The sequence below is a fragment of the Streptomyces sp. NPDC026522 genome, assembly GCF_055567555.1.
On sequence record NZ_JBVHQF010000005.1, the window covers coordinates 225,812 to 252,535 of the forward strand.

The 26,724-nt window shown below is 71.5% G+C and carries 23 protein-coding genes; 20 read left to right on the forward strand and 3 right to left on the reverse strand.

What is annotated here, in order from left to right:
• Positions 1–6 precede the first annotated feature (6 nt).
• Entirely contained in the window at positions 7–558 is a 552-nt protein-coding gene (locus ACZ4M3_RS15080; RefSeq protein ID WP_467732608.1) for a beta-class carbonic anhydrase, read from the reverse strand.
• 341 nt (positions 559–899) lie between these two features.
• On the opposite strand from ACZ4M3_RS15080, the gene rsmH reads away from it, so the two are divergent.
• The 16 genes from rsmH to ACZ4M3_RS15160 all read left to right on the forward strand — a co-directional run bounded on the left by rsmH (position 900) and on the right by ACZ4M3_RS15160 (position 18,987).
• Positions 900–1,829 (forward strand): 16S rRNA (cytosine(1402)-N(4))-methyltransferase RsmH, encoded by a 930-nt coding sequence (gene rsmH, locus ACZ4M3_RS15085; protein ID WP_443056756.1) that lies wholly within the window; start codon positions 900–902, stop codon positions 1,827–1,829.
• Positions 1,830–1,945: 116 nt separating this feature from the next.
• Complete coding sequence (gene ftsL / locus ACZ4M3_RS15090) at positions 1,946–2,359, forward strand: cell division protein FtsL (protein ID WP_467733107.1); 414 nt, start codon at positions 1,946–1,948, stop codon at positions 2,357–2,359.
• Positions 2,360–2,470: 111 nt separating this feature from the next.
• Positions 2,471–4,441, forward strand: a complete 1,971-nt coding sequence (locus tag ACZ4M3_RS15095; RefSeq protein ID WP_467732610.1) for a peptidoglycan D,D-transpeptidase FtsI family protein — start codon at positions 2,471–2,473, stop codon at positions 4,439–4,441.
• A 52-nt stretch (positions 4,442–4,493) separates the two neighbouring features.
• Entirely contained in the window at positions 4,494–6,203 is a 1,710-nt protein-coding gene (locus tag ACZ4M3_RS15100; RefSeq protein ID WP_467732612.1) for a UDP-N-acetylmuramoyl-L-alanyl-D-glutamate--2,6-diaminopimelate ligase, read from the forward strand.
• Positions 6,200–7,618, forward strand: a complete 1,419-nt coding sequence (locus tag ACZ4M3_RS15105; RefSeq protein ID WP_467732614.1) for a UDP-N-acetylmuramoyl-tripeptide--D-alanyl-D-alanine ligase — start codon at positions 6,200–6,202, stop codon at positions 7,616–7,618. The genes ACZ4M3_RS15100 and ACZ4M3_RS15105 overlap by 4 nt, the downstream gene beginning before the upstream one ends.
• On the forward strand, positions 7,615–8,685 hold the full coding sequence (gene mraY / locus ACZ4M3_RS15110; protein WP_453354728.1) for a phospho-N-acetylmuramoyl-pentapeptide-transferase: 1,071 nt from the start codon (positions 7,615–7,617) through the stop codon (positions 8,683–8,685). Before ACZ4M3_RS15105 ends, mraY begins: the two co-directional genes overlap by 4 nt.
• Positions 8,667–10,202, forward strand: coding sequence for a UDP-N-acetylmuramoyl-L-alanine--D-glutamate ligase (gene murD, locus ACZ4M3_RS15115; protein WP_467732616.1), 1,536 nt, complete (start codon positions 8,667–8,669; stop codon positions 10,200–10,202). The genes mraY and murD overlap by 19 nt, the downstream gene beginning before the upstream one ends.
• Positions 10,203–10,271: 69 nt before the next feature.
• A complete protein-coding gene (gene ftsW / locus ACZ4M3_RS15120; protein WP_467732618.1) occupies positions 10,272–11,678 on the forward strand; it encodes a putative lipid II flippase FtsW in 1,407 nt (468 codons plus the stop codon).
• Positions 11,679–11,684: 6 nt separating this feature from the next.
• Positions 11,685–12,779 carry an undecaprenyldiphospho-muramoylpentapeptide beta-N-acetylglucosaminyltransferase gene (gene murG, locus ACZ4M3_RS15125; RefSeq protein WP_361315885.1) on the forward strand — a complete coding sequence of 365 codons (1,095 nt, stop codon included), beginning with the start codon at positions 11,685–11,687 and terminating at the stop codon, positions 12,777–12,779.
• A gap of 15 nt (positions 12,780–12,794) precedes the next feature.
• Complete coding sequence (locus tag ACZ4M3_RS15130; protein WP_467732620.1) at positions 12,795–13,637, forward strand: cell division protein FtsQ/DivIB; 843 nt, start codon at positions 12,795–12,797, stop codon at positions 13,635–13,637.
• A 278-nt stretch (positions 13,638–13,915) separates the two neighbouring features.
• Positions 13,916–15,121: a cell division protein FtsZ gene (gene ftsZ / locus ACZ4M3_RS15135; protein ID WP_361135817.1), complete on the forward strand. Its 1,206-nt coding sequence runs from the start codon at positions 13,916–13,918 to the stop codon at positions 15,119–15,121.
• Positions 15,118–15,849, forward strand: coding sequence for a peptidoglycan editing factor PgeF (gene pgeF / locus ACZ4M3_RS15140; RefSeq protein WP_467732622.1), 732 nt, complete (start codon positions 15,118–15,120; stop codon positions 15,847–15,849). The genes ftsZ and pgeF overlap by 4 nt, the downstream gene beginning before the upstream one ends.
• A gap of 3 nt (positions 15,850–15,852) precedes the next feature.
• Positions 15,853–16,572: a YggS family pyridoxal phosphate-dependent enzyme gene (locus ACZ4M3_RS15145; RefSeq protein ID WP_467732624.1), complete on the forward strand. Its 720-nt coding sequence runs from the start codon at positions 15,853–15,855 to the stop codon at positions 16,570–16,572.
• A gap of 164 nt (positions 16,573–16,736) precedes the next feature.
• Complete coding sequence (locus ACZ4M3_RS15150) at positions 16,737–17,339, forward strand: cell division protein SepF (RefSeq protein WP_467732626.1); 603 nt, start codon at positions 16,737–16,739, stop codon at positions 17,337–17,339.
• A 60-nt stretch (positions 17,340–17,399) separates the two neighbouring features.
• Positions 17,400–17,696: a YggT family protein gene (locus ACZ4M3_RS15155; RefSeq protein ID WP_030155988.1), complete on the forward strand. Its 297-nt coding sequence runs from the start codon at positions 17,400–17,402 to the stop codon at positions 17,694–17,696.
• Between the two features lie 82 nt (positions 17,697–17,778).
• Positions 17,779–18,987 carry a DivIVA domain-containing protein gene (locus ACZ4M3_RS15160; RefSeq protein WP_467732628.1) on the forward strand — a complete coding sequence of 403 codons (1,209 nt, stop codon included), beginning with the start codon at positions 17,779–17,781 and terminating at the stop codon, positions 18,985–18,987.
• Between the two features lie 487 nt (positions 18,988–19,474).
• On the opposite strand, the gene ileS is transcribed toward ACZ4M3_RS15160, so the two are convergent.
• Positions 19,475–22,621 carry an isoleucine--tRNA ligase gene (gene ileS, locus ACZ4M3_RS15165; protein ID WP_467732630.1) on the reverse strand — a complete coding sequence of 1,049 codons (3,147 nt, stop codon included), beginning with the start codon at positions 22,619–22,621 and terminating at the stop codon, positions 19,475–19,477.
• A gap of 427 nt (positions 22,622–23,048) precedes the next feature.
• Positions 23,049–23,504, reverse strand: a complete 456-nt coding sequence (locus ACZ4M3_RS15170; RefSeq protein ID WP_467732632.1) for a hypothetical protein — start codon at positions 23,502–23,504, stop codon at positions 23,049–23,051.
• A 25-nt stretch (positions 23,505–23,529) separates the two neighbouring features.
• Between ACZ4M3_RS15170 and ACZ4M3_RS15175 the strand changes: the two genes are divergently transcribed.
• The 4 genes from ACZ4M3_RS15175 (at position 23,530) to ACZ4M3_RS15190 (ending at position 26,420) form a co-directional block, all read left to right on the forward strand.
• Complete coding sequence (locus tag ACZ4M3_RS15175) at positions 23,530–24,303, forward strand: TraR/DksA family transcriptional regulator (protein ID WP_467732634.1); 774 nt, start codon at positions 23,530–23,532, stop codon at positions 24,301–24,303.
• Positions 24,304–24,412: 109 nt separating this feature from the next.
• Positions 24,413–24,973: a signal peptidase II gene (gene lspA / locus ACZ4M3_RS15180; RefSeq protein ID WP_467732636.1), complete on the forward strand. Its 561-nt coding sequence runs from the start codon at positions 24,413–24,415 to the stop codon at positions 24,971–24,973.
• Between the two features lie 41 nt (positions 24,974–25,014).
• Positions 25,015–25,956: an RluA family pseudouridine synthase gene (locus ACZ4M3_RS15185; protein WP_467732638.1), complete on the forward strand. Its 942-nt coding sequence runs from the start codon at positions 25,015–25,017 to the stop codon at positions 25,954–25,956.
• Positions 25,953–26,420, forward strand: coding sequence for a GNAT family N-acetyltransferase (locus ACZ4M3_RS15190; protein WP_467732640.1), 468 nt, complete (start codon positions 25,953–25,955; stop codon positions 26,418–26,420). The genes ACZ4M3_RS15185 and ACZ4M3_RS15190 overlap by 4 nt, the downstream gene beginning before the upstream one ends.
• Positions 26,421–26,724: the final 304 nt, after the last annotated feature.

Sequence of the window (26,724 nt, forward strand, 5' to 3'; positions counted from 1 at the left end):
TGTCACTCAGGAGACGGGATCGATCTCCCGCAGGAGCCCGGTGTGTACGTCGAAGACGAAGCCTCGCACATCGTCCTTGAAGGGCAGGAAGGGGTTCGTGCGAACCCGCTGCATGGACTGGCGGACGTCCTGGTCCACGTCCCGGAAGGCCTCCACGGCCCAGGCGGGGCGCTGGCCCACCTCGTCCTCCAGTTCGTGCCGGAAGTCCTCGGTCAGGCTTTCGAGGCCGCAGCCGGTGTGGTGGATCAGTATCACCGCGCGGGTGCCGAGCGCCCGCTGGCTGATGGTGAGGGAGCGGATGGTGTCGTCCGTGACGACGCCTCCGGCGTTGCGGATGGTGTGGCAGTCGCCGAGCTGCAGGCCGAGGGCGGCGTGCAGGTCGAGCCGGGCGTCCATACAAGCCACCACGGCCACCTTCAGCACCGGACGGGCGTCCATGCCGGGGTCCGTGAACTGGTCGGCGTACCGCCGGTTCGCCTCGACCAGGCGGTCGGTCACCGTACGGCCGCCGGATGCCTGGGTTGCCGGGTCTACGGGCAGGGATGCGGAAGTCGTCATGGCTACGACGTTAATGGTCACAGCCGGTTGTGGCACGGAGCGGGGGTGGACAAAGAACGTCAACAGGGGTTGTTGTGAGCTAACCCACAGGGGTGGGACGGGGTGGGCCGTTCGAGTGATTGGCGGCTTTTGCGGGTTCCGTTCGAGCGGGGCGCACCGGGCGCGGGGCGGTTCGTTGACGGTGGCGACCGTTGCACTAAAGTGGCGCGAACCGGCCGGAGCCCGGCCCCCACCGGCCGCCCGGCCCCCTGGTAACACTCCGCGTGCGCGGCGCGGCGTATGCCTGCCGCGCCGTTATCTGAGAGGGCGCTTTGACTAGCGAGTCCCGACATGTCCCGGTGATGCTCCAGCGGTGCCTGGACCTGTTGGCCCCGGCGCTGGAGAGGCCCGGCGCCGTAGTCGTCGACTGCACCCTCGGCCTCGGCGGCCACAGCGAGGCCCTGCTGACCCGGTTCCCCGAGGTCCACCTGATCGGCCTGGACCGCGACAAGGAGGCCCTGCGGCTCTCCGGCGAGCGGCTCGCGCCGTTCGGCGAGCGGGCCACCCTCGTGCACGCCATCTACGCCGACCTCGCCGAGGTGCTGGACGGCCTGGGCATCCCCGCCGTCCAGGGCATCCTCTTCGACCTGGGCGTCTCCTCCATGCAGCTCGACGAGGCCGACCGCGGGTTCGCGTACGCGCAGGACGCGCCGCTGGACATGCGGATGGACCAGACGACCGGCATCAGCGCCGCCGAGGTCCTCAACACGTACGCGCCCGGCGAGCTGGTCCGCATCCTGCGCCAGTACGGCGAGGAGAAGCAGGCCAAGCGCATCGTCTCGGCGATCGTGCGCGAGCGCGGGAAGGAACCGTTCTCGAACAGCGCCCGGCTGGTCGAGGTGATCCGTGAAGCGCTGCCGCAGGCGGCGAAGCGGACCGGTGGAAACCCGGCGAAGCGGACCTTCCAGGCCCTGCGGATCGAGGTCAACGCCGAGCTGGCCGGGCTGGAGCGGGCCATCCCCGCGGCCGTGGACCGGATCGCGGTCGGCGGCCGGATCGCCGTGCTGTCGTACCACTCGCTGGAAGACCGGCTGGTCAAGCAGGTCTTCGCCGCGGGCGCGGCCTCCACCGCGCCGCCGGGGCTGCCGGTGGTACCGGAGCGGTACCAGCCGAAGCTGAAGCTGCTCACGCGCGGTGCGGAGCTCCCGACGGAGGAGGAGATCGCCGAGAACCGGCGGGCCGCCCCGGCGCGCTTCCGCGGGGTCGAGCGCATCCGGGAGGCGCGGCTGTGACCAGGCGCGGGCTGCTGCGGGGCGGGGGCGGGGCGGGGGCCGGCCAGGGCACCTCCGGCCAGGGCACCTCCGGCCAGAGCGCGTCCGGCCCGGGCACGCCCGGGCAGGCGGCGCGGATGCCGTTCGTCCTGCTGGTCGTGGCCCTGCTGGCCGGCGGGCTGATCAGCCTGCTGCTGCTGAACTCGGCGCTGAACCAGGGCTCCTTCCAGCTGAGCAAGCTCAAGAAGGAGACCACCGTCCTGCGGGACGAGCAGCAGGAGCTCCAGCGGGACGTGGACGGGTACTCGGCGCCGGACGCGCTCCAGCGGCGGGCGCACGAGCTGGGCCTGGTGCCGGGCGGCAGCCCGGTCTTCATCGGCCCGGACGGGAAGGTCGCGGGCACCCCGGCGGCGGCGGAAGCACCGCCCCCGCCGTCGCCCCCGCCCTCCGCGCCGCCGGTCCCCGCGAGCCCGGCCGCGTCGCCCGCCCCGTCGGCCGCGGCCGCCTCACCCACCCCGAGCCCGGCGGGCTCGCCCTCCCCTGGAAGGTGACGTCGTGAACCGAAACCAGCCTCGCCGGCCGTCGAAGCGCGGGGCCGGCGGCGGAGCCCGGGCAGCGGCGCCGCGGACGGCCGCGGCGGGCCGGCGCCGGGGGGCGGGCGCGTGAGCCCGCAGGTGCCGCGGCGGCGGGTGCCCGGCCCGGCGCGCCCGCGGGCCACGGGCCGTCCCGCCCCCGGGCGCACCCCGCACACCATCCGCCTCGGCAGCCCGAGGCCCCGGCTGCGCCTGGTCAGCGTCGCCCTCACCTTCGTGATGCTCGCCTTCGTGGTCCGGCTGCTCCAGGTGCAGGCCGTCGACGCGTCCGCGTACTCCGCCAAGGCCTCCGAGAACCGCTTCGCCAGCTACACCCTGGCCGCCGAACGGGGGGAGATCACCGACCGCAAGGGCGTGGCCCTGGCCACCAGCGTCGACGCGTACGACATCACCGCCGACCCGAAGATGTTCACCCCCCAGGAGAGCAAGGCTCCGGACGCCCCCGAGCAGGCCGCCGCCCTCCTCGCGCCGATCCTCGGCAAGGACGCCAAGGAGATCGCGGGCCGCCTCAAGACCAAGAACACCCGCTACGTCGTCCTCGCGCGCCGCCAGACCCCCCAGGTGTGGAACCAGATCAAGGACCTCCAGAAGGTCTTCGCCGACAAGGCGGCCGCCGACCGGAAGAACAACGGACCCGGCGCCAACGTGCTGGCCGGCGTGTTCAAGGAGGACAGCAGCAAGCGGGTGTACCCCAACGGCGATCTGGCCGCCGGGATACTGGGTTACGTCAACGCCGACGGCAAGGGCGGCGGCGGCCTGGAGTCCGCCCTCGACAAGAAGCTGTCCGGCAAGGACGGCGAACTCACCTACGCCCAGTCCGGCGGCCGCCGCGTCCCCACCGCCAAGTCCGACGAGAAGCCCGCCGTACCCGGCGAGGACATCGAGCTGACCATCGACCGCGACATCCAGTGGGCCGCGCAGAGCGCGATCTCCGAGCAGGTCGAGAAGTCCGGCGCGGACCGCGGCTACGTCATCGTCCAGGACACCCGCACCGGCGAGGTGCTGGCCATGGCCAACGCCCCCGGTTTCGACCCCAACGACCTCAGCAAGGCCACCTCCGCCGCCATGGGCAACGCGGCCCTCCAGGACGTCTACGAGCCCGGCTCCACCGCCAAGGTGATGTCGATGGCCGCCGTGCTGGAGGAGAAGAAGGCCACCCCGGAGACGCACGTCGAGGTCCCCAACCGGCTGCACCGCGGCGACCGGCTGTTCAAGGACGACATCGACCACCCCACCTGGTACCTGACCCTCAACGGGGTCCTCGCCAAGTCCTCGAACATCGGCACGATCCTCGCCACCGGCCAGCTCGGCAGCACCCAGACCGAGGCCAACAAGGTCCTCTACTCCTACCTGGACAAGTTCGGCATCGGGCGGCCCACCGGCCTGAACTACCCGGGCGAGTCCCGCGGCATCCTCGCCAAGCCCGAGGACTGGTCCACCTCGCAGCAGTTCACCATCCCCTTCGGCCAGGGCCTCTCGCTCAACGCCATGCAGGCCGCCTCCGTGTACTCGACGATCGCCAACGACGGGGTCCGGATCGAGCCGACCCTGGTCCGCGGCACCAAGGGCCCCGACGGCCGCTTCACCCCGGCCAAGGCACCCGGGCAGACCCGCGTCGTCAGCCGCGACACCGCCAAGACCCTCGCGCAGATGCTCGAATCCGTGGTCGACGACCAGGACGGCACCGGCACCAAGGCGCGCATCCCCGGTTACCGGGTCGGCGGCAAGACCGGCACCTCCAACCGGGTGGATCCGGCCACCGGCCGCTACAAGGGGTACACCGCCTCCTTCGCCGGTTTCGCACCCGCCGACAACCCGAGGATCACCGTCTACTGCGCCATCCAGAACCCCACGAAGGGCAGCTACTTCGGCGGCCAGATCTGCGGACCGATCTACAAGAAGGTCATGGAGTTCGCGCTCAAGACCCTCCAGGTCGCCCCCACCGGAACCGCCCCCGCCGGGCTGCCGGTCAGCTACGACGCCGCGCCCCCGCCGGCCCCGCAGCCCGCACCCCGGACCAGCCCGCAGCCCGGCCAGTGACCCGGCCACCAGTGACCCGACCGCCCAGCCAGAGACGCGTGAGGCACCATCCGTGACAACGATCACCCCGAAACCCGGGAACCAGTCGGCCCCAGGCCCCGCGGCCGGGCCCTCACTTCGCGAGCGGCCCGCCGCGCCCGGTACGCTCACCGCCGTGTCCCACGCTGATCAGCCCAGAACGCCCCAGAAAGACGCCCCGGCAGCGCCGCCGGGAGCGCCCAGGCCCGTGTCCGCCCGCCCGACCCCGCTGGGCGAGCTGGCGCAGTTGCTGGGAGTCCGCGCAGCAGGCGCCGCCCCGTCGGCGCAGCCGACGCCGATCACCGGCATCACGCACGACTCCCGTGCCGTGCGCCCCGGCGACCTGTACGCGGCCCTGCCCGGCGCCAAGCTGCACGGGGCGGACTTCGCCGCCCAGGCGGCCGCCCTCGGCGCCGCCGCCGTGCTGACCGACCCGGCCGGCGCCGACCGCGCCGCGCAGACGGGACTGCCGGTGCTCACCGTCGCCGACCCGCGCGCCCGGATGGGCGAGCTCGCCGCCGAGATCTACGGCCGCCCCGGCGAGGCCCTGCTCCAGCTCGGCATCACCGGCACCTCCGGCAAGACCACCACGGCCTACCTGATCGAGGGCGGCCTGCGCGCCGCCGGACGCTCGACGGGCCTGGTCGGCACCGTCGAGATGCGCATCGGGGACGAGCGCATCAAGTCCGAGCGCACCACCCCCGAAGCCACCGACCTCCAGGCCCTGTTCGCCGTCATGCGCGAACGCGGGGTGGAGGCCGTGACGATGGAGGTCTCCAGCCACGCCCTGGTGCTCGGCCGGGTCGACGGCTGCGTCTTCGACGTCGCCGTCTTCAACAACCTGAGCCCCGAGCACATGGAGTTCCACTCCGACATGGAGGACTACTTCCAGGCCAAGGCGCAGCTGTTCACCGAGCGCCGCGCCCGCCTCGGAGTGGTCAACGCCGACGACGAGTACGGCCGCCGCCTGGCCAAGGAGGCGACGATCCCGGTCATCACCTTCTCCGCCTCGGGCGACCCCGCCGCCGACTGGCGCGCCGAGGACGTGGTCCTGGGCGCCGCCGACTCCACGCTGACCCTGCTGGGCCCCGACGGACAGCGGGTACGGGCCACCGCCCCGCTGCCCGGCCCGTTCAACGTCGCCAACACCGTCGCCGCGATCGTCACGCTCGCCGCCGCCGGCCTCGACGCGCAGACCGCCGCCGACGGCGTCGCCGCGGTCCCCGGGGTGCCCGGCCGGCTGGAGCGCGTCGAGGCGGGACAGCCGTACCTGGCCGTCGTCGACTACGCGCACAAGACGGACGCCGTCGAATCGGTGCTGCGAGCACTGCGCGAGGTCACCGAGGGCAAGCTGCACATCGTGCTCGGCTGCGGCGGCGACCGCGACACCACCAAGCGCGCCCCGATGGGCGCCGCGGCCGCCCGGTTCGCCGACACCGCCATCCTGACCTCCGACAACCCGCGCTCCGAGGACCCGCTCGCGATCCTCGCCGCGATGTTCGAAGGCGCCGTATCCGTGCCGCCCGCCGAGCGCGGCGCCGTCCTGGTCGACGCCGACCGGGCCGCGGCCATCGCCGCGGCCGTCGCGCGGGCCCGGCCCGGTGACACCGTCCTGGTGGCCGGCAAGGGCCACGAGCAGGGCCAGGACATCGCCGGAGTGGTCCGCCCCTTCGACGACCGCGCGGTGCTCCGCGCCGCCATCGAACGCCAACAGCAGGCCCCCCAGGCCGAGGTGACCCCGTGATCCCCCTCTCCCTCGCCGAGATCGCCGACATCACCGGCGGGCAGCTCCACGACATACCGGATCCGTCCGTCCTGGTCACCGGCCCGGTCGTGTTCGACTCCCGCCAGGTGGAGCAGGGCAGCCTGTTCGCCGCCTTCGTCGGCGAGCGCGTCGACGGCCACGACTACGCCGCCACGGCGATCGGGGCGGGCGCCCGCGCGGTACTCGCCACCCGGCCCGTCGAAGTGCCCGCCATCGTCGTCCCCGACGTCGTCGCGGCCCTCGGGGCGCTGGCCGGCGCCGTCGTCGCCCGGATCGGCACCGACGTGGTGGCGCTGACCGGTTCGGCCGGGAAGACCTCCACCAAGGACCTCATCGCCCAGGTCCTCCAGCACCACGCGCCGACCGTGTGGACGCCCGGAAACCTCAACAACGAGATCGGCCTGCCGATCACCACGCTGCGCGCCACCGAGGAGACCCGGCACCTGGTGCTGGAAATGGGCGCCCGCGGCATCGGCCACATCCGCTACCTCACCGGGCTCACCCCGCCCCGGATCGGCCTCGTGCTCAACGTGGGCACCGCCCACATCGGCGAGTTCGGCGGCCGCGAGGCCATCGCCCAGGCCAAGGGCGAGCTGGTCGAGGCCCTGCCGTCCGAGGCCGAGGGCGGGGTCGCCGTCCTGAACGCCGACGACCGGCTGGTACGCGCCATGTCCGCCCGCACGAAGGCCCGTACGGTCCTGTTCGGCGAGGCCGAGGACGCCGACGTACGGGCCACGGATGTCCGGATGACGCCTCAGGGACGGCCTTCCTTCACACTCCACACACCCACCGGGTGCAGTGACGTGACCTTGCGGCTGTACGGTGAGCACCACGTGTCGAACGCGCTCGGCGCGGCCGCGGTCGCCCATGTCCTGGGCATGTCCGCCGACGAGATCGCCACCGCGCTCTCCGGGGCGGGCACCTTGTCCCGGTGGCGGATGGAGGTCACCGAGCGCGCGGACGGCGTCACCATCGTCAACGACGCCTACAACGCGAACCCCGAGTCCATGCGGGCCGCTCTGCGAGCGCTCGCCGCGATGGGCTCCGCCGCACAGGCGAACGGGGGCCGCACGTGGGCGGTGCTCGGCCCCATGGCCGAGCTCGGTGACGACGCGCTGGCCGAACACGACGCGGTGGGACGGCTCGCCGTCCGGCTCAACGTGAGCAAGCTCGTCGCAGTCGGGGGCAGGGAAGCGTCCTGGTTGCAACTGGGCGCATATAACGAGGGTTCGTGGGGTGAGGAGTCGGTGCTCGTGTCCGACGCGCAGGCGGCGGTCGACCTGTTGCGCAGTGAACTGCGCCCGGGGGACGTCGTGCTGGTGAAGGCTTCCAGGTCGGCCGGTCTGGAGCGGGTCGCACAGGCTCTGCTCGAAGGCGAGGCCTCCGACCGATGAGGCAGATCCTGTTCGCCGGTGTCATCGGCATGTTCCTCACCGTCATCGGCACCCCGCTGCTGATCAAGCTGCTGGCCCGCAAGGGCTACGGCCAGTTCATCCGTGACGACGGCCCGCGCGGCCACGCCGGGAAGAAGGGCACGCCCACGATGGGCGGCATCTCCTTCATCCTGGCCACGCTCATCGCGTACGCCCTCACCAAGGTGATCACCGGCGAGGAGCCGAGCTTCTCGGGTCTGCTGGTGCTGTTCCTGATGGCGGGCATGGGCCTGGTCGGTTACCTGGACGACTACATCAAGATCGTCAAGCGGCGTTCGCTCGGTCTGCGGGCCAAGGCCAAGATGGCCGGCCAGCTGATCGTCGGCATCGCCTTCGCGGTGCTCGCGCTCCAGTTCAAGGACTCGCGCGCGCTGACCCCGGCCTCCACCAAGCTGTCGTTCGTCACGGACTTCGGCTGGTCGATCGGCCCGGTGCTGTTCGTGGTCTGGGCGCTGTTCATGATCCTGGCCATGTCCAACGGCGTGAACCTGACGGACGGCCTGGACGGCCTGGCCACGGGCGCCGCGGTGATGGTCTTCGGTGCGTACACCTTCATCGGTGTCTGGCAGCACCAGGAGTCCTGCGTGAACGCGCAGGACCTGACCAACCCGGCGGCCTGTTTCGAGGTCCGCGACCCGCTGGACCTCGCGGTCGTCGCCTCCGCCCTGATGGGCGCCTGCTTCGGCTTCCTGTGGTGGAACACCTCGCCCGCCAAGATCTTCATGGGTGACACCGGTTCGCTGGCCCTCGGCGGCGCCCTCGCCGGCCTCGCGATCTGCTCCCGCACGGAGTTCCTGATCGCCCTGCTCGGCGGCCTCTTCGTCCTCATCACCATGTCGGTCGTCATCCAGGTCGGCTCCTTCAAGCTGACCGGGAAGCGGGTCTTCCGGATGGCCCCGCTCCAGCACCACTTCGAACTCAAGGGGTGGTCCGAAGTCCTTGTGGTGGTCCGGTTCTGGATCATCCAGGGCATGTGCGTGATCGTGGGCCTCGGACTCTTCTACGCGGGATGGGCAGCGGACAAGTGAGCACCACCGACCTGGCCGGCCTGATCGGCCCTGACGCCCTGGGCCGCTTCGGGCTGCCGGGCCGGATCACCGTGGCCGGCCTCGGCATCAGCGGCATCAGCGCCGCCCGGGTGCTGGCCGGACTCGGCGCGACGGTGACCGTCGTCGACAACGGCGACGGCGCCGCGCACCGCGCGAAGGCCGCCGAACTCGCGGAGCTCGGCATCGAGGTCCGCCTCGGCCTGCTGCCCGACGGGGTCCGGGCCGGGGAGGTGCTGCCCGAGGGCACCGAACTGGTCGTCACCTCGCCCGGCTGGCAGCCGCAGAGCCCGCTCTTCCTGGCCGCCGCCAAGGCGGGCGTCGACGTCGTGGGCGACGTCGAGATCGCCTGGCGGCTGCGTGAGGCCGGCCGGGAACTGCGAGCCGCCCGCACGGGCCGACCGGAGCCGGCCCCCGCCCCCTGGCTCGCCATCACCGGCACCAACGGCAAGACCACCACCACGCAGATGCTCGCCTCGATCCTGCGGGCCGCGGGCCTGCGGACGGCGGCCGTCGGCAACATCGGCACCCCCATCATCGACGTGGTGACCGGCGAGGAGCACTACGACGTGCTCGCCGTCGAACTCTCCAGCTACCAGCTGCACTGGGCGCCTTCGGTGCGCGCCCACTCGGCGGCCGTGCTCAACCTGGCCCCCGACCACCTCGACTGGCACGGCTCCATGGAGGCGTACGCCGCCGACAAGGGCCGGATCTACGAGGGCAACACCGTCGCCTGCGTCTACAACGTCGCCGACCCGGCCACCGAGCGACTGGTCGAGAACGCCGACGTCGAGGAGGGCTGCCGGGCCATCGGCTTCACCCTCGGCGCCCCCGGCCCCTCCATGCTCGGCGTGGTCGACGGCATCCTCGTGGACCGTGCCTTCGTCGAGAACCGGCAGAAGAACGCCCAGGAGCTCGCCGAGGTCCAGGACGTCAAGCCGCCGGCCCCGCACAACATCGCCAACGCGCTCGCCGCGGCCGCCCTCGCCCGCGCCTTCGGCGTCCCGCCCCGGGCCGTCCGCGACGGCCTGCGCGACTTCCGCCCGGACGCCCACCGGGTCGCGCACGTGGCCGAGGTGGCGGGGGTCACGTACGTGGACGACTCCAAGGCCACCAACACGCACGCCGCGGAGGCCTCCCTCGCCGCCTTCGAACCCGTCGTCTGGATCGCCGGCGGCCTCGCGAAGGGCGCGACCTTCGACGAACTCGTGCAGAAGTCGGCGAAGCGGCTGCGCGCGGTGGTACTGATGGGCGCAGACCGGGCCCTGATCGGGCAGGCGCTGGCGCGACACGCCCCGCAGGTCCCGGTCGTGGACCTCGACCGGACCGACACTGGGGCGATGCTCGCAGCGGTCCGGGAAGCGGCCCGGCTCGCCGAGCGCGGCGACACGGTCCTGCTGGCACCTGCCTGTGCCTCGATGGACATGTTCGCGAACTACAACAAGCGTGGGGACGCGTTCGCCGACGCGGTACGCGAACTGGCCGCCGAGAGCGCCTAGGTCGACCCAGGGCAGGTGTCCCTCCCCGACCGGCTGCTCGCCTCGTACGAGTGGAGGGGAAGATCACAGATGCCGGCCAGACAAGTCCTGCCGGGGCGGCGGCCGTCCGCCACGAAGGCCGTCAAGGCGGTCAGAGCCGTCACGTCCGTGAAGGCGGTCCGGGCCCAGGGCCGCAAGCGCCCCGCGGGCCGCCCCGGCGGCCCTGCGGGGCGCGGGCCGCTCGCCGGGCTCCGGCGCACGCAGTGGCAGTTGCGCAAGGCCTGGGACCGCCCGCTCACCGCGTATTACCTGATTTTCGGCAGTTCGCTGCTCATCACCGTCCTCGGACTGGTGATGGTCTACTCCGCATCCATGATCAAGGCGCTCCAGCTGGGCCTGGGCGACGCCTACTTCTTCAAGAAGCAGTTCCTGGCCGCCATGATCGGCGCCGGCCTGCTGCTGATCGCGTCCCGGATGCCGGTCAAGCTGCACCGGGCACTCTCCTATCCGGTGCTCGCCGGAACGCTCTTCCTGATGGTCCTGGTCCAGGTCCCCGGGATAGGAGTGTCGATCAACGGCAACCAGAATTGGATTTCCCTTGGCGGCCCGTTCATGCTCCAGCCCAGTGAGTTCGGCAAACTGGCGTTGGTCCTGTGGGGCGCGGACCTGCTGGCCCGCAAGGGCGAGAAGGGGCTGCTGAGCCAGTGGAAGCACCTGCTGGTGCCGCTCGTGCCGGTGACCTTCCTGCTGCTCGGGCTCATCATGCTCGGCGGGGACATGGGAACCGCCGTGATCCTCGGGGCGATCCTGTTCGGGCTGCTCTGGCTGGCCGGGGCGCCGACGCGGATGTTCGCGGGAGTGCTGGCGTTCGCGGGTGTGATCGTCGCACTGCTGATCAAGACCAGTCCGCACCGGATGGACCGGCTGGCCTGCATCGGTGCGACAGAACCGGGCAAGAACGACCTTTGCTGGCAGGCCGTGCACGGGATCTACGCGCTCGCGTCCGGTGGATGGTTCGGTTCCGGTTTGGGTGCGAGTGTGGAAAAATGGGGGCAACTGCCCGAAGCCCACACGGACTTCATCTTTGCCATCACCGGTGAGGAACTGGGTCTGGCGGGGACGCTGTCGGTGCTCGCACTGTTCGCGGCCCTAGGCTATGCGGGTATCCGCGTGGCCGGACGCACGGAGGACTCCTTCGTACGGTATGCCGCGGGAGGCGTGACCACCTGGATCACGGCCCAGGCCGTGATCAACATCGGTGCGGTGCTCGGTCTGCTGCCGATCGCCGGGGTCCCGCTCCCGCTGTTCTCCTACGGAGGGTCGGCCCTGCTGCCGACCATGTTCGCGGTCGGACTGCTCATCGCGTTCGCGCGGGAGGAGCCGGCCGCGCGCGCGGCGCTCGCGATGCGGCAGCCGAAGAACGGCCGCCTGCGGACCGGGCTGAGATGGAAGTCGATGAGACGGCGCGTCACGAGGCGTCCGTCCGGAGAGCGGTGAATTTCGGTGCATGTCGTACTCGCCGGTGGGGGGACCGCCGGCCACATCGAGCCGGCGCTCGCCCTCGCGGACGCCCTGCGCAGGCAGGACCCTTCCGTGGGCATCACCGCCCTCGGCACGGAACGCGGACTCGAAACCCGCCTCGTGCCCGAACGCGGCTACGAGCTGGGGCTGATCCCCGCCGTACCGCTGCCCCGCAAGCCCACCCCCGAGCTGATCACCGTCCCCGGACGGCTGCGCGGCACGATCAAGGCGGCCGAGGAGATCCTGGAGCGCACCAAGGCCGACTGCGTCGTCGGTTTCGGCGGCTACGTGGCGCTGCCCGGCTACCTCGCGGCCAAGCGCCTCGGGGTGCCGATCATCGTCCACGAGGCCAACGCCCGGCCGGGACTGGCCAACAAGATCGGCTCCCGCTACGCGCACGCCGTCGCGGTGTCGACCCCGGACAGCAAGCTGCGCGGCGCCCGCTACGTGGGCATCCCGCTGCGCCGCTCGATCTCGACCCTGGACCGGGCCGCCGTCCGCCCCGAGGCGCGCGCCGCCTTCGGGCTGGACCCCAACCTGCCGACCCTGCTGGTCTCCGGCGGCTCGCAGGGCGCCCGCCGGCTCAACGAGACGATCCAGGCGGTCGCGCCGACCCTCCAGCGCTCCGGGATCCAGATCCTGCACGCGGTCGGCCCGAAGAACGAACTGCCGCGTGTCGACAACATGCCCGGGATGCCGCCCTATGTCCCGGTACCGTACGTGGACCGGATGGACCTCGCGTACGCCGCCGCCGACATGATGCTGTGCCGTGCGGGGGCGATGACCGTCGCCGAACTGTCCGCCGTCGGGCTTCCGGCCGCCTACGTACCGCTGCCGATCGGCAACGGTGAGCAGCGGCTCAACGCCCAGCCGGTGGTGAAGGCCGGTGGCGGCCTGCTCGTCGACGACGCGGAACTGACCCCCGAGTGGGTGCTCGGCCAGGTCCTCCCGGTGCTCGCCGACCCGCACCGCCTCTACGAGATGTCCCGCGCCGCCGCCGAGTTCGGCCGCAGGGACGCCGACGAGCTGCTCGTCGGCCTGGTCTACGAGGCGATCGCCGCACGCAGTAACCGCTAGCCAGGAGGCACAGGAGTGGCCGGAGCGACGACCGCACAGCGAGGCAATCCCGGTCCCGGCCGGCCCCGCCCCAAGGGCGGGGGCACGGGCGCTCCCAAGCCGCCAGGCGGCCCCAAGCCGCCGAAGCGGACCGGTCTGCGGGGACCCGGCATCAGATCGCGCCGGGTCCTCGTCCTGGCCTCGCTCGTCGCCGCGCTGCTCCTGACCGCCGGCGGCACCTGGGTGCTCTACGGGTCCTCCTGGCTCCGCGTCGAGAAGGTCACGGCCGCCGGTACCGACGTGCTCACCGAGCAGCAGGTGCTCGCGGCGGCGGCCGTGCCCGTCGGCGCACCCCTGGTGAGCGTCGACGGCGACGAGATCGAGCGCCGACTGCTCCGCCGGCTCCCTCGTATCGATTCGGTCGATGTGGTGCGGGCCTGGCCGCACGGAATCGGTCTGAAAGTGAAGGAACGCAAACCGGTCCTGCTCATCAAGAAGGACGCGAAGTTCGTCGAAGTGGACGCTTCGGGTGTGCGATTCGACACGGTGGCGAAAGCACCCGGCGGCGTCCCGGTCCTCGAATTGGCCGCGGAGCACTCGCCGAGCGGCCGTCGCTTCGACGCCGAACGGCTGCTGCACGAGGCGGTGGGGATCGCCGGAGGTCTCCCCGAAGCCGTCGCCAAGGAGACCGTGCAGGTCAAGCTGGAGTCCTACGACTCGGTCGTGCTCCAGCTGTCGCGGGGCCGGACGGTCGTGTGGGGGAGCGGCGAACTGGGCGAGGCGAAGGGGCGGGCGCTGACCGCTCTGCTGAAAGCCGCACCGGGCGCTGGGCACTTCGACGTGAGCGTCCCCACCGCCCCTGCGGTGTCCGGGAGTTGACGTCCGGTCGAACGCCGACGCACCCTGGTTGGCCAGCGATACGGGTGATCACATAGGGTGAAAAGAAAAACGGGAGGTTCGGCGTGTTCGTTGAACACGCGCTACTTGTCGACTTAGTGTCCTGTTCGGAAGAGTCCAAGGAACAGACACACCCCTAACCCTAAACTTCAGGGTTAGGGTTCGGGTCGGCGCGTACGGACCGCCCCATTTCGGCATCAGTCGTCGCAACGCAGGCCCGCGAGGCGGCGACACGTAACTCGAGGCGAGAGGCCTTCGACGTGGCAGCACCGCAGAACTACCTCGCAGTCATCAAGGTCATCGGTGTCGGCGGCGGTGGTGTCAATGCCATCAACCGAATGATCGAGGTCGGTCTCAAGGGCGTCGAGTTCATCGCCATCAACACGGACGCCCAGGCGCTGTTGATGAGCGACGCCGACGTCAAGCTCGACGTCGGCCGTGAACTCACCCGGGGCCTCGGCGCCGGCGCCAACCCGGCCGTCGGCCGCAAGGCGGCAGAGGACCACCGCGAGGAGATCGAGGAGGTCCTCAAGGGGGCCGACATGGTCTTCGTCACCGCCGGTGAGGGCGGCGGCACCGGCACGGGCGGCGCACCCGTCGTCGCCAACATCGCACGCTCGCTGGGCGCCCTGACGATCGGTGTGGTCACCCGGCCGTTCACCTTCGAGGGGCGGCGCCGCGCGAACCAGGCGGAGGACGGCATCGCCGAGCTCCGCGAAGAGGTCGACACCCTCATCGTCATCCCCAACGACCGCCTGCTGTCCATCTCGGACCGCCAGGTCAGCGTCCTCGACGCGTTCAAGTCGGCCGACCAGGTCCTGCTCTCGGGCGTGCAGGGCATCACCGACCTGATCACCACCCCGGGTCTGATCAACCTCGACTTCGCGGACGTCAAGTCCGTGATGTCCGAGGCGGGCTCGGCCCTGATGGGCATCGGCTCGGCCCGCGGCGACGACCGCGCGGTGGCCGCGGCTGAGATGGCGATCTCCTCGCCCCTCCTGGAGGCCTCCATCGACGGCGCCCGGGGCGTCCTGCTCTCCATCTCCGGCGGCTCGGACCTCGGTCTCTTCGAGATCAACGAGGCCGCGCAGCTGGTCAGCGAAGCGGCGCACCCCGAGGCGAACATCATCTTCGGCGCCGTCATCGACGACGCGCTCGGCGACGAGGTGCGGGTCACCGTCATCGCGGCCGGGTTCGACGGCGGACAGCCCCCGGCCCGCCGGGACAACGTCATCGGCGCCGCGTCCACCAAGCGCGAGGAGCCGGCCCCGGCGCCGGTCCGCGCCGCCCCCGAGCCGGTCCGCCCGGCCTTCGGCGGACTCGGCACGGTCACCCCCCGTGAGGACCCCCCGGCTCCGGTCGAGGTCCCGGTCGAGGCAGCGGCCCCGGCGCCGCAGGTCCCGACGGCCCGTCCCTACGCGGACAGCCCGGCCGAGGAACTGGACGTACCGGACTTCTTGAAGTGACGCTGGCACACCACACCGAGAACGGCGCGCATTTCGCCTTCACCGACAGGTGGGGCGGGGTGAGCGCCGTTCCGTACGAGGAGCTCAATCTCGGCGGCGCGGTCGGAGACGACCCGGCCGCCGTTCGTGCGAACCGGACGCGCGCCGCCGAGGCCCTGGGCATCGAGCCCGGGCAGGTGGTCTGGATGAACCAGGTGCACGGCCGGGACGTGACGGTGGTCGACGGACCGTGGGAGGCCGGCCGGGAGGTCCCGGCCGTGGACGCGGTGGTGACCGCCCGTCGGGGGCTCGCCCTCGCGGTGCTCACCGCCGACTGCGTACCCGTCCTGCTCGCCGACCCGGTCGCCGGGATCGCGGGCGCCGCCCACGCCGGGCGGCCCGGGCTGGTCGCGGGTGTCGTGCCCGCCGTCGTCGAGGCGATGACCGCGCTCGGCGCGGACCCCGCCCGGGTGGTCGCCCGTACCGGACCGGCCGTCTGCGGGCACTGCTACGAAGTGCCCGCAGAGATGCGGGCGGCGGTCGCGGAGGTGGTTCCGGCCGCCTGGGGCGAGACCAGTTGGGGCACGCCCTCCGTCGACGTGGTCGCCGGGGTGCACGCGCAACTGGCCGAAGCGGGGGTGGCCGACAGCCGCCGGTCGCCGGTCTGCACACTGGAGTCGCAGGACCACTTCTCGTACCGTCGCGACCGGGTGACCGGCCGACTGGCCGGATATGTCTGGTTGGACTGAAATATGATGGACCGTAAGTCGGAACTCGCCGAGAACCTCGCGCGGGTGGAGGGGCGGATCTCGTCCGCCTGCGCGGCAGCCGGCCGGGCCCGGGACGAGGTGACCCTGATCGTGGTCACCAAGACGTATCCGGCGAGCGACGTACGACTGCTGGCGGAGCTGGGTGTCCGTCATGTTGCGGAAAATCGCGACCAGGACGCCGCCCCCAAAGCCGCGGCCTGCGCGGATCTGCCGCTCGCCTGGCACTTCGTGGGCCAGTTGCAGACGAACAAAGTCCGTTCCGTGGCGGGATACGCGCACGTGGTGCAGTCGGTCGACCGGCCGAAGCTCGTCACGGCGCTGTCGGCGGCCGCGCAGCACGCGGGGCGGGAGCTCGGCTGCCTCGTACAGATCGCCCTCGACGCCGAGTCGGGCGAGCGGGGGGCGCGGGGAGGGGCGGCCCCCGACCTGCTCCCGGAACTGGCGGACCTCGTGGCCGCCGCACCGGGACTGCGGCTCGACGGTCTCATGACCGTGGCCCCGCTGGCGGGCCGCTACGCGGGGCGCGAACAGGCGGCCTTCGAGCGGCTGATGGAATTGTCATCCGGCCTGCGCGCCGACCATCCGGCTGCCACGATGGTGTCGGCCGGAATGAGCGCGGACTTGGAACAGGCCGTGATGGCCGGTGCGACACATGTGCGCGTCGGCACTGCGGTACTCGGCGCGAGACCCCGGCTCGGGTAACGTCGCGAAGAAAGTCGGACCACAGCAGAAAATATGGTCATTTCCGCCGATGAGCGGACAGGCCACGTGGATCGCGGGCAGTTGGTGACATCGCCGACAAAGCCTTCGCTGGCACAGCGGCACCTGCGACAGGGCGATCCACCACAGAGCGGAGGACTCGGAGAATGGCCGGCGCGATGCGCAAGATGGCGGTCTACCTCGGCCTCGTGGAGGACGACCGGTACGACAATCCGGGGTACGACCCCGATGACGAGTTCGAGCCCGAGCCGGAGCCGGAGCGTCGGCGTCAGCCACCCGCGCACCAAACGCCCGTAACGGACGAACCGGTACGGGCCGTACAGCCTCCGGCGCCACGGGAGCCCAGCCCGGCACCGGTTGAAAACGGACGTCCGGCGCGAATCGCCCCCGTGGCATCCATCACACCTGACCGCACCAGCATGGAGAAGAACGCCCCCGTGATCATGCCCAAGGTCGTCTCCGAGCGGGAGCCGTACCGCATCACGACGCTGCACCCCCGGACCTACAACGAGGCCCGTACCATCGGGGAACACTTCCGTGAGGGCACTCCGGTGATCATGAATCTCACGGAGATGGACGACACTGACGCGAAGCGTCTGGTCGACTTCGCCGCCGGTCTCGTGTTCGGTCTGCACGGCAGCATTGAACGCGTGACACAGAAGGTGTTCCTGCTGTCGCCTGCTAACGTCGATGTCACGGCGGAGGACAAGGCCCGCATCGCGGAGGGCGGGTTCTTCAACCAAAGCTAGACCGATCCGTCAGACACGGGGCCGGGAACAGAGCGGGAGCAGGGGAGAGGGAAGCGCGGGATGGGCGTCGCACTGCAGGTGGTCTACATCGCGCTGATGTGCTTCCTTATCGTGCTGATCTTCCGACTGGTCATGGACTACGTGTTCCAGTTCGCACGCTCATGGACACCCGGCAAGGCGATGGTGGTCGTTCTGGAGGCCACCTACACTGTCACCGATCCACCGCTCAAGCTTCTCCGGCGTTTCATCCCGCCGTTGCGTCTCGGGGGCGTGGCACTCGACCTGTCCTTCTTCGTTCTGATGATCATCGTTTACATCCTCATCAGTTTCGTGAGCACCGCTGCGAGAAGCGTGTGAACGATGAGCTTCTCCGCGCGCGCGGGGACAGTCCCGATACGGTCTTGCCGACTGCCGACGACTACGTAGAGGTGAAGAAGACATGCCGCTGACTCCCGAGGACGTGCGGAACAAGCAGTTCACGACCGTCCGCCTCCGAGAAGGCTATGACGAGGACGAGGTCGATGCCTTCCTCGACGAGGTCGAGTCCGAACTGACGCGCCTGCTGCGCGAGAACGAGGATCTGCGCGCCAAGCTGGCCGCCGCCACCCGGGCCGCCGCGCAGAACCAGCAGCAGCAGGGCATGCGCAAGCCCGAGCCCCAGGACCAGCGAGGCCCCGGCGGCCCCGTCCCGGCGGCCATATCCGGCCCGCCGCAGCAGCAGCAGCCGCAGATGGGCCCGCCGCAGCTGCCCGCCGGCCCCGGCGGCCACGGCCCGCAGGGCCCCGGCCCGATGGGCGGCCCCATGCAGCAGCACAGCATGGGCGGCCAGCAGCAGATGGGCCAGCAGCAGCAGATGGGCCAGCAGCAGATGGGGCAGCAGCAGATGGGCCAGCAGCCCATGCAGCAGCAGTCCATGGGCGGCCAGAACCCGCTCGGCCAGCCCATGGGTCAGCCGATGGGCCAGCAGATGCAGCCGATGGGGCAGCAGATGCAGCCCATGGGCCAGCCCATGCACCAGCAGCAGCCGCAGCTCCCGCAGCAGGGCCCCGGTGGCGACAGCGCCGCCCGCGTTCTGTCGCTCGCGCAGCAGACCGCCGACCAGGCGATCGCGGAGGCCCGCTCCGAGGCCAACAAGATCGTCGGCGAGGCCCGTAGCCGCGCCGAGGGCCTGGAGCGGGACGCCCGCGCCAAGGCCGACGCGCTGGAGCGGGACGCGCAGGAGAAGCACCGCGTCGCGATGGGCTCCCTGGAGTCCGCCCGCGCCACCCTGGAGCGCAAGGTCGAGGACCTGCGGGGCTTCGAGCGCGAGTACCGTACGCGCCTCAAGTCCTACCTGGAGTCGCAGCTGCGCCAGCTGGAGACCCAGGCCGACGACTCCCTCGCCCCGCCGCGCAACCCGGCCGGTCCGGCGCTGCCGCCGTCTCCGGCTCCGTCGATGGCTCCGGCCGGTGCGATGGGGCACTCCATGGGCGGCCCGTCGCCCATGGGCGGTCCGTCCCCGATGGGCGGCGGTCCGTCCTACGGCGGCCAGCAGCAGATGTCCCCGGCGATGACGCAGCCGATGGCGCCGGTGCGGCCGGCTGCGCCGCAGCCGATGCAGGCGCCGTCGCCGATGCGCGGCTTCCTGATCGACGAGGACGACAACTAAGCCGCCGCCGCGTCGGTCGGCAGTCGCTTCACGGGCCGGGCCCGGTTCCCCTTCGGGGGCACCGGGCCCGGCCCGTTCCGCGTGCCGCCGCCACCGTGCCTCCGCCCCGGACCCGCGCCTCACTCGCCGGCGGGGCTGGAGTTGCCCCCTGCGGCGCCGCTGCCGTGCCTCCGCCCCGGACCCTCCCCCAGACTCCGTCCGGGGGTACCCCCACGCCTCAAACGCCGGCGAGGCTGAAACCGGGCCCGCGCTCAAACTCCCCCCAGCTACCGCTGGGAGGCGCCCCCACGAGGCGGGGAATGCCCGCCGGGCGCCAGTCCAGCCTCGTCGGCGATTGAGGCGGAAACGCAGAAAGCGGCCCGCCCTTTCCCCGGCCGGGGAAAGGGCGGGGCGGGGAGAAGGAAGGCGGCCCGCGCTCCTGCGGGCGGGATACGGCTGTGGCCCGGGCCCCCGCGCGGGGGCCCGGGCCACGGATGGGCCGGGGTGGCTACGCCTTGCGGAGGCGGAACGTCAGGCCCAGGGGCTCGTCCGTGAACTCGGCGCCGTAGGTGCCGTCCGCCGGACCCTGCCCGAAGTCCGTCGCCAGGACCTCGTCCGAGATCAGCGCCGCGTGGTCCGTCAGGGCCGTCACGAGCTCCGGGTCCGCCGAGGACCACCGCAGGGCGATCCGGTCCGCCACGTCCAGGCCGGAGTTCTTCCGGGCCTCCTGGATCAGCCGGATCGCGTCCCGCGCCAGCCCCGCCAGCCGCAGCTCCGGCGTGATCTCCAGGTCCAGCGCCACCGTCGCACCCGAGTCGGACGCCACCGACCAGCCCTCGCGCGGGGTTTCCGTGATGATGACCTCCTCCGGGGTGAGGGTGACCGGCTCACCGTTCACCTCCACCGAGGCCTCGCCCGAGCGCAGGGCCAGGGACAGCGCCGCCGCGTCGGCCGCGGCCACCGCCTTCGCCACGTCCTGCACGCCCTTGCCGAAACGCTTGCCCAGCGCCCGGAAGTTGGCCTTGGCCGTGGTGTCCACCAGCGAACCGCCGACCTCGGAGAGCGAGGCCAGGGAGGACACGTTGAGCTCCTCGGTGATCTGGGCGTGCAGCTCCGGGGTGAGCGACTCGAAGCCCGAGACCGCGACCAGTGCCCGCGACAGCGGCTGGCGGGTCTTCACGCCCGACTCCGCACGCGTCGCGCGTCCCAGCTCCACCAGGCGGCGGACCAGCTGCATCTGCTGCGACAGCACCGGGTCGACGGCCGAGGCGTCCGCCACCGGCCACGACGACAGGTGGACCGACTCGGGGGCCTCCGGGGTGACCGGAACGATCATGTCCTGCCAGACCCGCTCCGTGATGAAGGGGGTCAGCGGGGCCATCAGCCGGGTCACCGTCTCCACCACGTCGTGCAGCGTGCGCAGCGCGGCCGCGTCGCCCTGCCAGAACCGGCGGCGCGAGCGGCGGACGTACCAGTTGGAGAGGTCGTCCACGAAGGAGGACAGCAGCTTGCCGGCGCGCTGGGTGTCGTAGGACTCCATCGCCGCCGTGACCTCGGCGGTCAGCGAGTGCAGTTCCGACAGCAGCCAGCGGTCCAGGACCGTGCGGTCCGCCGGCGCCGGGTCGGCCGCCGAGGGGGCCCAGTTCGAGGTGCGGGCGTACAGCGCCTGGAAGGCGACGGTGTTCCAGTACGTGAGGAGCGTCTTGCGGACCACCTCCTGGATGGTGCCGTGGCCGACGCGGCGCGCCGCCCACGGGGAACCGCCCGCCGCCATGAACCAGCGCACCGCGTCCGCGCCGTGCTGGTCCATGAGCGGGATGGGCTGGAGGATGTTGCCCAGGTGCTTGGACATCTTGCGGCCGTCCTCGGCGAGGATGTGGCCCAGGCAGACCACGTTCTCGTACGAGGACTTGTCGAACACCAGGGTGCCGACCGCCATCAGCGTGTAGAACCACCCGCGCGTCTGGTCGATGGCCTCCGAGATGAACTGCGCCGGGTAGCGCTTCTCGAAGATCTCCTTGTTCTTGTACGGGTAGCCCCACTGGGCGAACGGCATCGACCCCGAGTCGTACCAGGCGTCGATGACCTCGGGAACGCGGACCGCTTCGAGGGAGCAGCCCTCGTGGGTGCAGGTGAAGGTGACGTCGTCGATGTACGGGCGGTGCGGGTCCAGGGCCGACTGGTCCGTGCCCGACAGCTCCGACAGCTCCGCGCGCGAGCCGACACAGGTGAGGTGGTTCTCCTCGCAGCGCCAGATGGGCAGCGGGGTGCCCCAGTAGCGGTTGCGGGACAGCGCCCAGTCGATGTTGTTCTTCAGCCAGTCCCCGAAGCGGCCCTGCTTGACCGAGTCCGGGAACCAGTTCGTCTTCTCGTTCTCCCGCAGCATCGCGTCCTTGACGGCGGTGGTGCGGATGTACCAGGACGGCTGCGCGTAGTAGAGCAGCGCGGTGTGGCAGCGCCAGCAGTGCGGGTAGCTGTGCTCGTAGGCGATGTGCTTGAACAGCAGGCCGCGGGCGTCGAGGTCGGCGGTCAGCTTCTCGTCGGCCTTCTTGAAGAAGATGCCGCCGACCAGCGGGACGTCCTCCTCGAAGGTGCCGTCGGGGCGGACCGGGTTCACGACCGGCAGGCCGTACGCGCGGCAGACCGCGAGGTCGTCGGCGCCGAAGGCGGGGGCCTGGTGGACCAGACCGGTGCCGTCCTCCGTCGTGACGTACTCGGCGTTCACGACGTAGTGGGCGGGTTCCGGGAACTCGACCAGGGAGAACGGGCGCTCGTAAGTCCAGCGCTCCATCTCCTGGCCCGTGAAGGTCGGGCCGGTGGCCTCCCAGCCCTCACCGAGGGCCTTCTCCAGCAGCGGCTGGGCGACGACCAGCTTCTCCTCGCCGTTGGTGGCGACGACGTAGGTGACCTCGGGGTGGGCCGCGACCGCGGTGTTGGACACCAGGGTCCAGGGGGTCGTCGTCCACACCAGCAGCGCCGCCTCGCCCGCGAGGGGGCCGGAGGTCAGCGGGAAGCGCACGTAGACCGAGGGGTCCACGACCGTCTCGTAGCCCTGCGCCAGCTCGTGGTCGGAGAGGCCGGTGCCACAGCGCGGGCACCAGGGGGCGACGCGGTGGTCCTGGGTGAGCAGCCCCTTGTTGAAGATCTCCTTGAGCGACCACCACACGGACTCGACGTACTCGGGGTCCATGGTCCGATAGGCGTCGTCCAGGTCGACCCAGTAGCCCATCCGGGTCGTGAGCTCGGCGAACGCGTCCGTGTGACGGGTCACGGACTCGCGGCACTTGGCGTTGAACTCGGCGATCCCGTACGCCTCGATGTCCTGCTTGCCGTTGAAGCCGAGCTCCTTCTCGACGGCGAGCTCGACGGGCAGGCCGTGACAGTCCCAGCCGGCCTTGCGGGCGACGTGGTAGCCGCGCATCGTTCGGAAGCGGGGGAAGACGTCCTTGAAGACGCGGGCCTCGATGTGGTGGGCACCGGGCATGCCGTTCGCGGTGGGCGGGCCCTCGTAGAAGACCCACTCGGGGCGGCCCTCGGACTGGGCCAGGGTCTTGTCGAAGGTCTTGTTCTCGCGCCAGAAGTCGAGGACGGCGTGCTCGAGGGCAGGCAGGTCGACCTGGGCGGGTACCGGGCGGTACTGCGGCGGTGTGGTCATGAGGCTGAACTCTTCCTCCGGCGGGATGCGACTTCCGTCCGGAGGGACGAGAGCCGTCTGCTGCTCCCGCGGTACCACCCTCCTTGGCCGCCGGACAGCGCCGGTGGCCCCCTCATTGGGGTGCGAAGCCGGTTCTACTCGCCGTCGTGACGGCTTTCTTCCGGCGGCTCCGGGGTGATCCTTCGCATCGCGCTCGCCCCCGGGCTCTCACCGTCCCCGGGTCGCTCCTGGCTGCGTCCGACGCTACTCGTCCCCATCCATGCCTTTCGCTGGGCCCAGTGTACGGGGCCGGGTGGTGCGCGGCCGACCGGTTTACCGCGCGGCGCGGGGGCGCGGACGGGTCCGCCGCGGGCCCGGCGGGGCCCCTCGCGTGACCCGGATGGGCCGACGGGGCCGGTCCGGGACCCGCTGGGACGGGAGGGGCGGATTACCGGGCTTCCGGCTGGGCACAACGGATGCAGGTTGGCCACGACGGATGCGCGCCCCGTTGCCGTGGGGCTGGAGCCGATTTATCGTTCCGGCACGATTCGCGAGCAATGATCACAGTATGTGAAGGGGCCGCGGCCATGGTGGCGAAGAAGACCGCCGGGACTACCGAGAAGGCTGTCGGAAAGGCTGCCGAGGCCCGCGCCCGGACGGACGCCCCGGCCGGGAAGGGGGCCGCGACCAGGAAGGCATCCGCGAGCACGCCCGCCACCGAGCGGGCGGCAGGGAAAAAGGCTGCCGGGAAAAGGGCGGCCGGGAAAACGACGGTCGGCAAGAAGGCGGCGCCGTCCACCGGGAAGGGCACGAGAAAGGCACCGGCGACAAAGGCACCCGCGAAGAAGGCGCCCGGGAAGAAGTCAGCTGCCGGCGAGGCGACCACCGAGAAGGCGACCGCCAAGAAGGCATCCGCGACCAAGGCACCCGTGAAGAAGGCAGTTGTGGAGAAGACGGCTGTGCAGAAGGCGCCGACGACCAAGGCACCCGCGACCAAGGCACCCGCGACCAAGGCGCCCGCGACCAAGGCGCCCGCCAAGAAGGCACCTGCCAAGAGGGCACCCGCCAAGAAGGCGCCCGCGGCCAAGGCGACCGCCGAGAAGGCGACGGCAGCCGCCGAGAAGACGACGGCGAGGAAGGCCGCGGCCAAAAGGGCCGGGGCCGAGGGGGCGGCGCAGGCCGCGACAGAGACTGGAGCCCGGAAAGTGGTTGCCAAGAAGAGCACCGGCGCGACGCGCAAGACGGCCGAGGCCGCCACCAGCGGCCTGCCCAAGGCGGTCCCCGCCGGCGCGGGCCACGTCGCCCCCGGCCAGCTGCCCGTACGCCCCGGTGAGGACCCGTGGACGCCCGCCGAGGTCGCCGAGGCCCGCTCGGAGCTGACCGGCGAGGTGCTGCGGCTGCGCGCCGAGCTGGAGGCCTCCGAACAGGCCATCTCGGGCCTCATGCGGGACTCGGGCGACGGCGCCGGCGACGACCAGGCCGATACGGGAACCAAGAACATCACCCGGGAATCGGAACTGGCCCTCGCGGCGAACGCCACCCTGATGCTGGAGCAGACCGAGCGGGCTCTGGAACGGCTGGAGGCGGGTACGTACGGCTTCTGCGAGAACTGCGGAAAGCCCATCGGCAAGGCCAGGATGCAGGCCTTCCCGCGGGCCACCCTGTGCGTGGACTGCAAGCAGAAGCAGGAGCGGCGGCACTGACCGGTCCCGGGGAGGCGGCGCGGCTCACGGGACCCTGACGTACCCTCGTGTCTCGTCAGGGTCCAGGAACCTGCCGGGAACCTGGTTCGTGCTAGTTCGAGGGACTCACGTGGCAGAGGCGGAGCGCATCATCGGTACGCCGGACGTCGGGGACGGCGCGGAAGCGGAGCCGACCGAGCCCAAGGGGCGCCGGCGGATCGCGGCGCTGCTCGTGGTGGCGGTACTGGCGTACCTGATCGACCTCGGCAGCAAGATGGTCGTCGTCGCCAAGCTGGAGCACCAGCGGCCGATCGAGGTCGTCGGCGACCTCCTGAAGTTCGAGGCCATCCGCAACCCGGGGGCCGCGTTCGGCTTCGGCGAGGCCTTCACCATCATCTTCACCTGCATCGCCGCCACCGTGATCGTGGTGATCGTCCGGCTGGCGCGCAAGCTCTACAGCCTGCCGTGGGCGATCGCGCTGGGCCTGCTGCTGGGCGGCGCCCTGGGTAACCTGACCGACCGGATCTTCCGTTCGCCCGGCGTCTTCCGCGGCGCCGTCGTCGACTTCATCGCGCCCGCGCACTTCGCCGTGTTCAACCTCGCGGACTCGGCGATCGTGTGCGGCGGCGTCCTGATCGTCCTGCTTTCATTCAAGGGACTGGACCCCGACGGCACCGTCCACAAGGACTGATCGCGGGACTGCCCGTCTGCCGAGTCCTGCATACTCGACAGGTGAGTACGATTCCCGAGATCCGCACCCTGCCCGTTCCCGATGGCCTCGAGGGCGAGCGCGTCGACGCCGCCATCGCCCGTATGTTCGGATTTTCCCGGACGAAGGCGGCCGAACTCGCGGCCGCGGGGAAGGTGGCGGTCGACGGCAGCGTCGTCGGGAAGTCCGAGCGCGTGCACGGTGGCGCCTGGCTCGAAGTCGAGATGCCCGCGCCGCCGCGGCCGGTCGAACTCGTCGCCGAGCCGGTCCCGGGCATGGAGATCGTCCATGACGACGACGACATCGTGGTCATCATGAAGCCGGTGGGCGTCGCCGCCCACCCGAGCCCCGGCTGGACCGGCACCACCGTCATCGGCGGCCTCGCCGCCGCCGGCTACCGGATCTCCACCTCCGGCGCGTCCGAGCGCCAGGGCATCGTGCACCGCCTCGACGTCGGCACGTCCGGCCTGATGGCCGTCGCGAAGTCCGAGCGCGCCTACACCTCGCTCAAGAACCAGTTCCGCGAGCGGGTCGTGGACAAGCGCTACCACGCGCTGGTGCAGGGCCACCCGGACCCGATGAGCGGCACCATCGACGCGCCGATCGGCCGCCACCCGAGCGCGGACTACAAATGGGCGGTGACCCAGGAGGGCAAGCCCTCCGTCACCCACTACGACCTGATCGAGGCCTTCCGCGCGGCGTCGCTGCTGGACATCAAGCTGGAGACGGGCCGTACGCACCAGATCCGGGTGCACATGTCCGCGCACCGCCACCCCTGCGTCGGCGACCTGACCTACGGCGCCGACCCCACCGTCGCCAAGCGGCTCGGGCTGACCCGGCAGTGGCTGCACGCCGTGCGCCTCGGCTTCGAGCACCCGGCGGACGGGCAGTGGGTGGAGTTCGAGAGCTCCTACCCGGCGGACCTCCAGCACGCCCTGGACGTGATCCGGGCCGAGAGCGAGTGACCACGGCCTTCACGGTCCGCGTCGCGGCGGGCGAGGCGGATCTCGCGGCGTGCTTCGCGGTGCGGACCGAGGTGTTCGTGGTCGAGCAGTCCGTGCCGGAGTCGATCGAGTACGACGCCTACGACGCGGGCGCCGTGCACGTGCTGGCCGAGGGGCCGGACGGGAGGCCGCTGGGCACCGGCCGGCTGCTGCACGGTCCGGACGCCCTCGGCAAGACCGGCTCGCCGGAGGTCGGCTCGCTCGGGCGGCTCGCCGTGAGCGCTGCCGCGCGCGGGCTGGGCGTGGGCGCGGCCCTGGTCCGGGCCATCGAGGTGGAGGCCGGCCGGCTGGGGCTCACCGCCGTGGACCTGGGCGCGCAGACGCATGCGCTCGGCTTCTACGAGCGCCTGGGCTACGTGGCCTACGGCCCGGAGTTCCAGGACGCGGGCATCCCGCACCGCGCCATGCGGCGCCGGTTGCCGTAGCGCGCCTTCCCATCCCACCGGGCCGCACTTTCCCCCTGCTGGCCGACTCCAGCCTCGCCGGCGTTCGAAGCACCGGTCCGTACTTTCAGCCTTGTCCGCGCTGGCGTTTGAGGCGCCGGGCCGTACTTTCAGCCTTGTCCGCGCTGGCGTTTGAGGCGCCGGGGCGCACTTTCAGCCTCGCCGGCGTTTGAGGCGCGGGGTCTGGGGCGGAGCCCCAGGGAACCCGGCTCCGCCGGGCACCGGGCTCTGCCCGGACCCGCGCCCCCAACGCCGGTGAGGATTGATGGGTCGGCGAGGTTTATTT